Source organism: Paenibacillus sp. FSL H7-0323 (assembly GCF_038002725.1).
Lineage (GTDB): Bacteria > Bacillota > Bacilli > Paenibacillales > Paenibacillaceae > Paenibacillus_AQ > Paenibacillus_AQ odorifer.
In genome coordinates, this window is sequence record NZ_JBBODB010000001.1 from 5,267,444 (window position 1) to 5,280,597 (window position 13,154).

A 13,154-nucleotide genomic window follows, 5' to 3' on the forward strand; every position below is an offset into this window, starting at 1 on the left:
AGAAACGCCTGCTTCTTTCAGGTAATCGTATATGTTATAGCGTAGGCCTTCACTTATATTTGAGAGAGCCAAGATGCCATCCCCAAGGGAGAGTATTGCCGGTTCTGACACTCTCTATGAGGAGAGGTCTACGCTTGTTTTGCTTGGCTTCGCAAAACTATAAGGGGGAACCGATTTGAGATACTTCGATTACCTGACGAAAGAACAAGAAATCTCTTTGTTTTACACTCCGCCTATCTCATTTGATCATACCACGAACAAGGAACTGCTAGCCTACGCTGTCGGCGCTGCCCTCTATATGCCGGCTACCCGTGCAAGTGTTGCAGAAGACATCATTAAGCTCAAGAATGCAGGTCTAGTGACGGTTATTATAGATCTGGAGGACGCAATCGGAGATGACCAGGTTGACAATGCAGAGGAGTCTATTATCCAGCATCTTATTTACCTAGCTGCTTACGCAGAAAATGAGCTGGATTCATCGAACAGCCTCCCGCTTCTTTTTATACGAGTACGTAACCCGGACCAACTCCGGCAAATGATTTTCCGCTTGGGATCCTTGGTAACGATGTTAACAGGGTTTGTATTTCCTAAGTTCTCTGTGGACAATGGAATTCAATATTTTGAAACGTTAGCTGAGTACAACAATACGCGTGGTTATAATGATCCTGTGCTTTACGGGATGCCAATCTTGGAAACTGCACCTATTATTTATCGGGAAAGTCGAGTGGACAGTCTGCTATCTATCCGTGATTTACTCCGTAATTACCGTGAACTTGTCCTAAACGTCAGAATTGGGGCAACGGATTTCTCCAGCCTGTTCGGACTGCGTCGCAGTCCTGATGTTAGTATTTATGATCTTACTCCTATCCGTGACTGTATCTCGGACATTATCAATGTTTTTGGGCGGGTTGAAGAGGGATATGTGATCTCAGGACCTGTCTGGGAGTATTTTGCGAATAAAGGTCATCGAGTTCTCCGGCCGCAGCTGCGGCAGACGCCATTTGAGGATACTTACGGCAAAAACGGCCGTGATATGCGGAATAGCTATATCTCGAGCAGTGTAGACGGGCTAATTCGCGAGGTTATTTTGGATAAAGAGAATGGAATTGTGGGTAAGACGATTATCCATCCTTCTCATCTCAGACCTGTTCAGGCGATGTATACAGTGATGCATGAGGAATACGTCGACGCTTTAAGCATTGTAGAAAGTAATGATGGCAGTCTGGGCGTGTTTAAGAGTCAATATTTTAATAAAATGAACGAAATTAAGCCCCATCTGAATTGGGCAAGACGAATTTTACTACGATCTCAAATATACGGGGTGTTACATGAACAACAGCATTTTGTCGGATTATTACCCGAAAACGAATTTACGCACGTATAACATAGTCGAGAACCTGCAAGTGAATGTAACCGAAACCTTTAACCCCTTTCATATGCCTCTGGATTCTTTATTTTCTATGGCGGCGCGAATTAATAAAAAACGAACTTTTCTGTTTGTCAGTAAGGTGCTTGGCAAGCATATCCCCGTCGATCCGTATACTTCACTTCTAAGCGGAGCAGCGTTGGCGCTGCTGTTATATCAGGAGATGAACGGCGACTCCGTGGATAGTGATCGTATGACAAAGTTATTGGATATGGCGGTTCATGGGCTGATTCATCCTGAATTTGCTAAGGAAGCCTATCAGCATTTACTAGCGGCCCGGCTGGTTTTGCCCAAGCCTGTGGTTTTTATTGGATTCGCAGAAACGGCAACTGCACTGGGTCACAGTGTGTACAACATCTTTGCTGAGCAGGCATCCTATATTCATACTACGCGTGAGCATATTCCTGATTTGGAGTCTGTTGTAAGTTTTGTAGAAGAGCATTCCCATGCAGTTGATCATCTATGTTATGCCTTGGATACCGAACTCTTATCTGGGACAGAGCCCATTATATTGGTAGATGACGAGATTACGACCGGGAAAACCGCGATCAATACAATTCGAGATATTCAGTCAAAATTCCCGCGGGAGGAATATGTGGTAGTCTCTCTTCTGGATTGGAGAAGCGGCAGCAATCTTCAACACTATAGTGAGCTTGAGCAGGAGCTGGGGATTCGCATTAAGTCGTTATGTCTGCTGCAAGGGAATATTGAAGTGATAGGTTCACCGGTGTTTAATAAGGATACTGAGCAGCTGGATAGAGAGGCCATTTCTGAGTGTGAGGTTGTAACTACTTATGCTCAAGATGGAATGGAACGACTGGAGGTATCCTCTATCGATTCCTATGGTGAGATCAACACAGCGCCGTATATGAAATATAGTGGACGGTTCGGAATGGAGTCACAGGATAATCTGGAGCTTGATCAGGGTGTGAAACGAATAGCTGAGCAGCTGCGGCAATTGCGTAGAGGACCGAAAGCCTTGGTAATGGGTGTAGGAGAATTTATGTATCTTCCGATGAGAGTGGCGGCGGAAATGGGGGAAGGGATTGCTTACCAGTCTTCCACTAGAAGTCCAATTCACCCTGAGCGTCGGCCGGATTATGGGGTACATAGTGCTGCTGCGTATCCTTCAGCTGGTGACCCGGAAATCACAAACTTTATTTATAATATAGCTCCTGGTCAATACGATGATATATTTGTGCTGATTGAGCGTGATGTACCGCATGAGCGTATGAAACCTATGCTTGATATACTGAAGAAACTGGCCCGCCATAAAGTGCATCTTATTGTACTGACCTCGGAAAGAAGAAGTGGAGGCCCTACCTATGAAGGGAACAGTAACTGAAAAAATTCTAAACAGAAGTATAGCCGAACCGGTTCCGCTAGGCAGCTATTCTCCGTCAGATGTTATATTTTTGCTTAAGGATCTGAGCGATGTTTCACTGGAGCGGGCGACTGACGAAAGAGAGGCCGCCATTCAATCAGGCGTACACTACTCTGAGATGCTGCCCGTGGAATATCAGCCTACTGAGCAGTATATTGAGTTATTTCACGAGACGCTGGAGCAATCTGCGGAGAAGGTTGCTCTAGCAGTAGCGGTAGTCTCTGAGATGATTGTCGCTCAACGGGGACTTGATACGGTGTTAGTCTCTTTGGCAAGAGCGGGAACACCAATTGGTGTACTGATTAAGCGTTATATCCAAGAGCGATATGATGATGATCTGCCGCATTATAGTATCTCTATCATTCGGGGCAAGGGGATTGATGAGAACGCAATCCTCTATATTCTGCAAAAGCATGGGCTTGACGCTGATTTGCAGTTTGTCGACGGATGGACGGGGAAAGGGGCTATTCGCCAGGTATTGATTGAAGCGTGCAACAGCCTGTATGAGAAATATGGCATTCGGCTAAATGATGACCTGGCCGTATTGGCTGATCCCGGGAACTGTTCAGGCACGTTCGGGACTAGAGAGGATTATCTTATTCCTAGTGCATGCCTCAATTCTACGGTGTCAGGACTGATGAGCCGGACAGTGCTGCGCGATGATTTAATCGGTCCGGAAGAATTCCATGGGGCTAAATTCTACAAGGAATGGCTCGATACGGATGTATCTAATGTATTCATTGCGGCGATCTGCCCGTATTTCTCCTCCGTTGCGGAAGAAGCACAAGCGATTGCTGAACAGATGCAGCAATCCCCGCCAGAAATTACATGGCAGGGCCTGCGTGATATTCAGAGTATTCAAGAAGTGTTCGGCATAGATAACATCAATTTGGTCAAGCCCGGAGTCGGAGAAACAACCCGAGTGCTGCTGCGCAGAGTACCGTGGAAGATTCTTGTCGATACTATGGATAATCCAAATCTTCGTCATATTATTCTCTTAGCAGAGGATAGAGGGGTTCCAGTAGAAGTATTCCCTGGACTCACCTACTCCTGTTGCGGGATTATTAAGCCGCTGAGAGGTGAGACGGAATGATCTATGCCAGTGATTTGGACCGAACGTTAATCTATTCCTTAAATGCAATCGGTGTCCCGGAGAATACTCCGGGCCTGGTTCCTGCGGAGGTTGTGGATGGTAAGACGGTTTCATACATTTCGCAAAAAGCTTTGGCTGATCTGATGGAGCTTACTTCCCGTATTATCTTTATGCCCGTTACAACACGTACAATAGCGCAGTATAAGCGTATTAATCTGTTTCAAGACACGATTATTCCAGACTACGCGATTACTAGTAATGGCGGGAATATTCTGATTGGTGGCGAAGTAGATAAGAGCTGGAGAGCTTCTGTGGGCAGGCTTGTTCAAAATGAATCGGCTGCGGCAGAAGAAGTTAGAATGCACGTTAGGTCTGTAGTGCACGAGGAATGGATCATTAGTGAGCGGTATTGTGATGATTTATTTTATACTTTTGTAGTAGTTCGTGATTTATTACCTATGGATGAGATCACGAATCTGGCAGAGCGATTATATGATTTGGGCTGGCGGGTATCCTTACAAGGGCGCAAGCTATATGTCGTTCCTGCCGCTGTGAATAAAAGTGATGCGATTGTTCATGTGCGCCGGACGGTTCGTTCAGAACCGATGGTAGCATCGGGAGATTCCTTGTTGGATAAGAGTTTACTAGAAAGTGCGGACTATGCGATTGCTCCTTGTCATGGAGAAATATTTGCAGAGCAGCAGAGTGGTCTTGTAAAATCAAGGTATCCCTTTACGAAGCAAGCGGGTGTTTTTGCTGGTGATGAAATTCTACAGTATGTAAACATGATCTATAATAACTTAACCGTATTGGGAGTTGGGCCACTATGAAAAAGGTAAACATTTATTTCAATCGCTGGTTTTCCGTCGCTTACCATTATATGAATCTCATCCGCAATAATGAGGATGGCGTTCCTGTAAAAATCTTCGCCACGCATCCTGATATTCACCATATGTCCCTTCAAGGTGCTGATGTTGCTGGGACTGAACCAGCACTGACTGGAATAGAATATGTTCAATTCTGCGTGGATTTCTGTCGCCGCAATGAGATCGATATCTTCATTCCACGGTTACATATGCTGGATATAGCTTTGCATGCTGCTATGTTTGATGCGATTGGCACCAAGGTTCTAGTCTGTAGAGATTTGGACTTATTGGAGACCATCATGGATAAGGGGAAGTTCTACGAAAGTGTTAAGGAAACAGGGATTATGACAATTCCTGATTATCATGTGGTGAGTACAGCAGAGCAGTTCAAAGAGGCTTATCATGATCTTGTAGCCAAAGGACACCACGTATGCTTTAAACCCACGGAGACAGAGGGAGGCCTTGGCTTCCGTATCATTGATAACACACGTAGTCCTTTACAGGAGCTGTTTGGTCATGTAACTCCGCTGATATCCTTCGATGAGGCCTATCGTATTCTGGGAAGTGAACCTACATTCCCTGAACTTATGGTGATGGAATTGCTGGAAGGTTATGAATACAGTATAGATTGCTTGTCAGATGAGAATGGCAGGCTGTTAGCGGCTGTACCCCGTCGTAAAGCTGGCGGTCGTCTGCGGCTGATGGAGCATATTCCGGAGCTGGAGGAGATCGCTTCCCGGGTAGCAGAGGTATATAAAATACCTTTCAATTTCAATATTCAAATGAAGTATAGTGGTGGAATTCCTAAACTGCTGGAGATTAACCCCCGGATGTCTGGAGGTCTTCATATTTCTTGTCTGTCTGGAATTAACTTTCCATACCTGGCTGTCAAAAGTGCACTCGGCGGAGAGGTCCAGCCTGCGGAGTTCGGCGATAATGTGCTTGCCAGCCATGTAGAGCAGCCGCTAATTATGAAAATAAACGGCGAATCCGTAATTCCGGATCCCGTGAATTGAGCGTTCGCAATCTCGCTCACAAGAGGTGAGAAAAATTAAATTTAAATCGAAAATATTGCTGTATGCCGGTATTGGCTATGTTGTCGCTGTATTAACGAGTTCTTTTTTGCCTGAGTTACTCTCCTTGCTGTTGCCTGTAGCGGGTGCAGCGGTAGGGGTTCTTGCAACGAGAAGTCCAAGAACCAACCTTCCGGCTGAGGTGCTGCCAGCAGGTCCAGAGACGGTGCCTGTTGCTCCAGCTCCCTCTGCAAATGCTCCGCAATTACCTAGTGTGGCAAATAATGCTGCACCAGGTAATCCGGGCAATAGTGGTAGAACTGAGGCCGAACCAACGAAGATTGGACCGGAATTTGCTCCAGTAGTTGAGTACCTTAGCATTCTGGAAGATATGATTATCTCCGAGGGGCAGAAGGATACACTGGACAATGAAATTGTCGAGAAATCACTGGCGCTTTTTGCGAGACTTCAACGTGTAATTCCGCTGCTGCAGGAGCTCAATAATGGCGATATTAATCATACGGTCCGCAGATTGATTCTGAAGGATTTAAATGGTGTGATTAACCCATTTTTGCGCCTAAGTGGTGAAGCGAAGACGAAGAATCGGAGAACGCTGCTGAACGGTCTAAGAGATGTTGATTCCAAAATATCGGATATTGCTTCGACGATCGAACATAAAGACCTGATGGAACTTCAGACGAAGGCGGAACTGATTCATCAGCGGTATAGCAGTTCCGAATTATAGGAGGGAAACCCATGTCCACGCAGTTGATCCAATTAAAAAAAGAAGATGAACAAAAGGTAGTCGAAGAAGCCGCACAATTGATCGAGAAGGTATCCCAGACAGATACAGTCACGTTGGATTCTTTGATGGATGATATCGGGAAGCTTGGGGTGAAGACGCAGGAAAAAGCAGGCCAAACGCTCAAGCTGCTGGATCGTCCGGTAAATGACCTGATGTCCGGTAAGCGTGTTGAAGTGCCTAACATGATCATGAAGCTGCGGAATGAGTGTGAAAATCTGCAACAGAGTAAGAATGTTAGCTTTTTCGGCAAAATGCTGCGGAAGAGTCCGATGAAGAACTATGTGTACAAATATCAGTCTGTCCGCACAAATATTGATGCGATTGTTACTGGTCTACGCGACGGCAGAGATACCCTCGAAGAGAGTATTGTAAATATGCGCCAGCTGAAACGTACCTCTATGGAGGAGATCTATAACCTTCAAACCAAAATTGCCTTCGGCAATAAGCTAAAAGAGCTGTTCGAGGTGGAGATTGCGAAGCCTGAGAATGAGTTCCGTAAAGCTTATCTGGAGCGTGGTCTGCGTAAAGTGATGGTTCGTATTCAGTCCATGACAGAGATGATTCTGCTCTACAATCAAGCGATTGCTGCTACAGATATCATCAATGACAATAATGATAAACTGATCGATTCCGTAAATAATGCGATTGATAAAACTTCTAATCTGATTACAGTGTCGGCAATGATTGCGATGTCGCTGGCCGATCAGGAGAATGTTATCAACGCTGTAGAAGCAACAAATAAGACGATTGAAGATCAGTTTAAAGAAAATGCACGCTTGCTGCGTACGACTACAGAAAAAACAACCGAGCTTCTATCCAAACCTTCCATGTCTATGGAAGCCGTGAATCAAGCGATCGGCGATCTGCTTAGCGCATTGGATACTTCGGAACAGTCAAACCGTCGTATTATCGAAAGCTGCCAGGATTATACATCCAAAATGACGACGATCAATACCCAACTGGGCAATCGTCTAGGACTCAATGAAGCGGACAAGCCTGAGGCGCTGAAACAAGGTGAAGCAGAGAGCCAACTGAGCAGCTTCTTGAACTAATTGTTTTTAAAAAAAGTTCATAAAAATATAGCAGAGCAGTGAGTCTTCATTTCTGGGGGTTCGCTGCTCTGCTTTTTTTTGGATATGAAGTAGCTTACTTCAACTACATAGGCGTAAACGTGATCTAATCAAATGAAGTTTACTGTAGCCAAACATAAAGCCCTATTCAAATACATAAGTTGTCACAAGACTACATGTGGAGGAAGTGGGGATAGGCTATGGTTTTAGGCTGTTTGATACTCGTGCTTATCATCGTCGCCAGCAGTGAAAAAGCAGAAGCCATTGCTAAAATGAATGAAGACAATTAGCAAGAGGTAGCTTCGCTTCCCCGTAAGTATTCAGGGATTTTTTGCCGCGAGTTGGTTCAAGTAATTTCCAGCGGGTTATTGGGTATAATAACGCAAGGCTGTCGATTAGCCCATAATCAGCTGGAAATACCAAAATCCCTAAGGAGGTCACATGGAGAACGAGGCACTGCTTCAGGTTGAACAATTAGCACTTAAGAAACAGAAGATATTCCGGCAAAGCGTAATGCGCTATATTGCCAGAGCCATGCTGGCCAGTATGTTTATCGGATTCGGTGTAATTGTAGCATTTAAGACAGGCAACTATTTCTTTATGGAGCAATCCCCCTTTGCATATCCAATGGCTGCGATTACTTTCGGAGCGGCTATTATTCTAATTTCTTTTGGTGGTGGCGATTTATTCACCGGAGATACTTTTTATTACACATACACGGCACTAAGACGGAAAATGAAATGGTCTGAGGTTGTCCGCATGTGGATCATGAGTTATATCGGTAATATTCTTGGGGCTGCCGTTTTTGCCTTGCTGATTTTTTTGACAGGACTGTTCTATAGCTCAGATGTAAACGGTTTTTTGCTATATGTAGTGGAGCATAAGATGGAAGCCCCGGCAGGTCAGCTTTTCTTTCGGGCTATTCTTTGTAACTGGCTCGTTTGTATGGCTTTTTTTATACCGATGAATATGAAAGGCGATGGGGCCAAAATGTTCGCCATGGTCTTATTCGTATTCTGTTTTTTCATCTCCGGCTATGAACATAGTATTGCCAATATGTGTACCTTTGCGATTGCGCTAGTACTTGATCATCCCGGAACGGTATCGTGGTATGGCGTGGTGCATAACCTTGTCCCCGTTACGATCGGCAATTTAATTGGCGGTGGCGTACTGATGGGGGTAATGTATTATTATGTGAATAAACCTTTTTTGGATGATACTAAGCATTAACAGAAAAATAGAAAATAATAATCCTCCAAAACTTCGCTCTTGTATAGGGGTGGAGTTTTTTTGTGCAGAAAGTTATTTTTTAACATTGGGATTATTTGATTTTTAAGGATTGAAAAGGATTAGAGGGAGAGAGGTAGAATACATAATTATGCAATGCAAAATTGAAGATTCATACAGAATGGGGTAAGGGCTTTGGATGAGACAACAGGGATACTGACGGATGAGACCATTATTAAGGCTTCCAATCAGCATTGTATTGACCAAGGAATTGATCCTGAGCAACCGCCTGTCTTTGCAAAGGGATATTCTACTGATGAATTGGGGGCACAGCTTAGCGCATATAGTGAAGTGATTGAGGTTATCGAATTTTTTGTCAAAAAATTTCTTTCCTCAGTCAAAGGGAACCCGATCCTAGTTACGATTTCGGATGATGCAGGTTATCTATTGGCGTTCCAAGGAGATGCGACGATTATTGATCTCGTAGGACAGGTAGGCATCAAAGAAGGCGTGCAGATGAACAAAGAAGTGGGTACCAATTCAATCGCTTTAGCCCTTGAATATCAGAGGCCATTCCAGCTGACAGGACGAGACCATTTCCATCATATTTTGCATCATTTAGTATGCTGTACAGCTCCATTTTATAAAGAAAATGGGCAAGAAATTTTAGGTACAATTTCATTTATGGCAGATATAGATGTAGCCCATCCCCATTTGCTGCCTCTGCTCTGTACGATGGCTGACTCGATTGAACGTGAGATTTTGTTGCGGAGAGGGAATTCTCAGCTGCAATTATTAAATCGGATTTTGCTAGAGACCAATTACTTAGGGGTAATCATAACAGATCAATTCGGAACAGTCGTGAATATAAATGAGAACGGTTTAGCTATGCTTCATTTGGGTGGTGAGCATCAAGAGTCTGTTGTTGGAACTAGTGTCTTTGAAATTAGGAATGTGGGCGCATACTTTCAACATGTCATCATACATCATGTCGCATGTGCCGGGTTAGAAGTGATTCAGGAGAAAAACGGGTTGTTCGAGCATTATATGTTAGATGTACTACCCGTTTACGATGGGAATGGTTACTTAGCGCGTGTGATTGGAAGTTTGCGCAACATCACGGAGATGAAAAGAACGGAAGAAGTGCTGCGCAATACAGAAAAGCTAGTGGTCGCAGGACAACTGGCTATGAGCATTGCACATGAGATCCGTAATCCCCTGACTACGGTGAAAGGGATGCTTCAACTGGCTAATAAAGATTCACGTCTGTTGCATTATGATCTCATTATGTCAGAAGTGGAAAGAATGAATCTTATTGTGAGCGAGTTTCTTATTCTGGGTAAACCGCAGGCTGCGCATTATATGACTGAACAATGTAGCACGATCCTGCTGGAAGTATTGAATATCTTCGCGATTCAGGTGGAAATGAATAATATAGTGTTAAATACAAAGATCCATTATGATGCTGAGATCGAATGTGACCGCAATCAGATTAAGCAGATTTTCCTCAATATCCTAAGAAATTCAATGGAAGCTTTGCCTTTTGGCGGGAGCATTACAGTGACTCTTGATGTGAAGGATGAATTTCAGGTGATTACCTTCACCGATAATGGAGAGGGTATGAACAAGGAAGTTCTGGAGAAATTAGGAGAGCCTTTTCACACGACTAGAGGCGATGGGAATGGACTTGGCTTCATGATTGTCAAAAAAATCGTGACTGCCCACAGAGGATATGTGGCAATAGCTAGTGAAGAGGGAGTGGGCACGGCCGTTACAATTTATCTTCCGATGGCACATTCATACCACAAATAAAACAGCAATAATTCATAATTAAAAAGACTCTTCCGCCCATATAAGCGAAAGAGTCTTTTTGTATATCCATTTGCATCTAATGGTGAGGAATTACCACTTAGAGCCACCCGATGATTTTCCACCGGATTTGCCGCCGCCACCGCCCCAAGAAGAGCCGCCGGAGGATTTGCCGCCACTGCCGCCACCCCAGGAAGAGCCGCCGGAGGAACGTCCCCCACCGAATCCGCCTGAAGAAGGAGGACCGGAGGACATCCGTTTACGGGCTTGCGCACGCCGCTGTTGCTCTCTCATCATGGCTAGCTGGGCAAGCCGTTCTTCCTCTTCCTTTTGGCGAACGATTCGGTTCGCTTCATTCACAAAGGAAGTGATCTGAGCGTCATAAGCGTGGCCAATCGATTCCAGTTCCTCCAGGTTGTAAGGCCGGGAGGACAACCGTTGCTCCAACTGGCTATATTCCGGCAGTAAGGATAACTCAAAGCGGATTCTGGAAGACAAGCCTCTGCTGTGCAGCATTCGCTGGGTCGTCTCTACCCGACTTTGTCCTTCGGAGAAGAGACGTTGTACTTTATCCAGTCTTTCATTTAATGCATTTAGACTTTCAGAGACGCCGTCATATTGCCGGCCAGCTTCATCCTGCAAGGACAGCAAGCGCTCCAGCGCATCGTGGGCCTTGTCATATTCGCCCCGTTCATCACTGGTCCAGTTCTCAATTTGCGCCACTTCACCTGCGCCTTCCCGAAGACGTGTGCTCCACTCCGTCAGAATGTTCTCTACGCTAACTATATGCTGTTCTTCGAAATGTACACGTGCTTCTGTAATTCGGGCCTGCAGCTCGTCTCGCCGCTGCTTCAAGTGGCTCCATGTGGTGCGGAATGTCTCTAGATCTCTGCGGTTATTCTGCCGCAGCAGTGCTTGCTGCTCTGTCATAGCAACAGCTTCATCCAGAAGCAGATCTAGACTGGCGCCGATTCTGCGCACCTCATCCATATCTCCTATACGCAGCGGCGCTTCAAGAGTCAACGATTCTACGCGGGCCTGCTCCAGGTGGTCATATGGCTTAACCTTCATATTGTGCAGTGAATTCTGTTCAATGATCCCGGTGATTTTGGCACGTGCCGCAGCTAATACCGTAGGAAATTTGTTTAGCTTATCATCATAGAGATCAACATCCTTCAGATCCTGTTCGATTTTTTCCTGACGTTCTTGTGCATCCTCGGTAACCTCTTGTGCAGCAATGGGATCAAAAAGCTCCAATTGGTCTGCCTTAGCAGTTTCCTCCGCAAGCTCCTTAAGTTCCTCTACAATTTCTTGAAGCTCATATCCGGTTTCTTTAACTGCACCTTGCAGCTGTTCTTCAAGCTCTGGCGTATCCTCTTTCAGCTCTGTAATACGCTGTTTGACATTGCGGTCAGCTTCGTTAATGACAGCAATGTGTTTCTCTTCCTCTTCAAGCGCTGTGCGGAAGGCAGCTTCGGTCTGCTGCAATTGTTTCACGGCTGTCTTGAGGGCAGCCAAACGATAAAATGCTGGCTGAACGCCTTGACCTTCGCTTTGTAGTGCGGAGATTTCAACGAGCTTGGCGGACAGCCGCTTGGAAATACCTTCGACTAGCTCTCCCGTCTTCCCTTGAACGATCCCTTGAAAAGGGTTTAGCGATTCCAGTGCCCGATTTGCCTGGACCATTAAATTAGATAACTGTTTCTGTTGCTCGCTAAGCTGCTTGCGTCGACGCAGACCTGTAACCATTACAAAGAGTAGAAGGAGGATTAGAAGGGCTCCGATAAGAATCGCTGCAATCATAAACATGGAGCTGCTGGAGCGGTTTACATCATTCCCGACCCCGGCTGCGCTCCCGCTTCCTGCGGTTCCTCCAGTATTGCCGGCACGATCTCCGATGGAATGGATGGCATTAATCAAAGCCTTTGTCCCGCCAGCGAAGTCCCCTTTTTGGGCATAAGGAATGAAATAGGTGTCGAGCAGTTTTTGGATGGCTGAACTTCCCGAGGACCCTCCCTGATTCTTAGACCAAGTATTTAACGAGCTTTGAAAGCCTGGATTTAAGAAATTTAGCTCAATGGACTGGTCACCAGCGGAGATCAGCAGTAGAAGATCCCGCGTGGACAGTTTCCACGAGTCGTAAACCTTGTCTGCATACTTATCAGCTGGAGTACCGTCTGTGGAATCTACAGTGAGTACATGGATGGTCATGAGTTCTCCAGTGGCGGTAGCAGAAATAGACGCGGCTTCTGCGGAACTGAACATTTCAGCGTTATCGGTAACAAATCCCTGCTGTGCAGGAATTCTAGCGGCGTATGCACCAGGTACCCATAACAGGCTGAGCATTAAGAATAAAGCTATATACTTTTTCAAGCTGACACGCTCCGATCTGAAGGACTTTTTATTCAATATATTATGCTGATAATTATACTATATCATTAACCATCAGGTGACCTGGAGA

The 13,154-nt window shown here is 45.3% G+C and carries 10 protein-coding genes; 9 read left to right on the forward strand and 1 reads right to left on the reverse strand.

Going from position 1 to position 13,154, the window contains the following annotated elements:
- Window positions 1-175: 175 nt before the first annotated feature.
- The 9 genes from MHH89_RS23770 (at window position 176) to MHH89_RS23810 (ending at window position 10,696) form a co-directional block, all read left to right on the forward strand.
- Complete coding sequence (locus tag MHH89_RS23770) at window positions 176-1,384, forward strand: HpcH/HpaI aldolase/citrate lyase family protein (RefSeq protein WP_232061116.1); 1,209 nt, start codon at window positions 176-178, stop codon at window positions 1,382-1,384.
- On the forward strand, window positions 1,329-2,771 hold the full coding sequence (locus MHH89_RS23775; protein WP_081392581.1) for a phosphoribosyltransferase family protein: 1,443 nt from the start codon (window positions 1,329-1,331) through the stop codon (window positions 2,769-2,771). The genes MHH89_RS23770 and MHH89_RS23775 overlap by 56 nt, the downstream gene beginning before the upstream one ends.
- A complete protein-coding gene (locus MHH89_RS23780; protein WP_341088303.1) occupies window positions 2,752-3,903 on the forward strand; it encodes a cysteine protease StiP family protein in 1,152 nt (383 codons plus the stop codon). The genes MHH89_RS23775 and MHH89_RS23780 overlap by 20 nt, the downstream gene beginning before the upstream one ends.
- Complete coding sequence (locus MHH89_RS23785) at window positions 3,900-4,733, forward strand: HAD family hydrolase (RefSeq protein ID WP_036687429.1); 834 nt, start codon at window positions 3,900-3,902, stop codon at window positions 4,731-4,733. The genes MHH89_RS23780 and MHH89_RS23785 overlap by 4 nt, the downstream gene beginning before the upstream one ends.
- Window positions 4,730-5,785: an ATP-grasp domain-containing protein gene (locus MHH89_RS23790; protein WP_340977652.1), complete on the forward strand. Its 1,056-nt coding sequence runs from the start codon at window positions 4,730-4,732 to the stop codon at window positions 5,783-5,785. Before MHH89_RS23785 ends, MHH89_RS23790 begins: the two co-directional genes overlap by 4 nt.
- Window positions 5,786-5,819: 34 nt before the next feature.
- Entirely contained in the window at window positions 5,820-6,527 is a 708-nt protein-coding gene (locus MHH89_RS23795; RefSeq protein ID WP_076278972.1) for a hypothetical protein, read from the forward strand.
- Window positions 6,528-6,538: 11 nt separating this feature from the next.
- Window positions 6,539-7,639 (forward strand): toxic anion resistance protein, encoded by a 1,101-nt coding sequence (locus MHH89_RS23800; RefSeq protein WP_036687432.1) that lies wholly within the window; start codon window positions 6,539-6,541, stop codon window positions 7,637-7,639.
- A 459-nt stretch (window positions 7,640-8,098) separates the two neighbouring features.
- On the forward strand, window positions 8,099-8,887 hold the full coding sequence (locus MHH89_RS23805; protein ID WP_076124688.1) for a formate/nitrite transporter family protein: 789 nt from the start codon (window positions 8,099-8,101) through the stop codon (window positions 8,885-8,887).
- Between the two features lie 192 nt (window positions 8,888-9,079).
- The gene (locus tag MHH89_RS23810) at window positions 9,080-10,696 is read left to right on the forward strand and encodes an ATP-binding protein (protein WP_341088306.1); all 1,617 of its coding nucleotides are present in this window, start codon (window positions 9,080-9,082) and stop codon (window positions 10,694-10,696) included.
- Window positions 10,697-10,786: 90 nt separating this feature from the next.
- Here the strand turns inward: MHH89_RS23810 and MHH89_RS23815 are convergent, their stop codons facing one another.
- The gene (locus MHH89_RS23815; RefSeq protein ID WP_341088307.1) at window positions 10,787-13,066 is read right to left on the reverse strand and encodes a TPM domain-containing protein; all 2,280 of its coding nucleotides are present in this window, start codon (window positions 13,064-13,066) and stop codon (window positions 10,787-10,789) included.
- Between the last annotated feature and the right edge of the window lie 88 nt (window positions 13,067-13,154).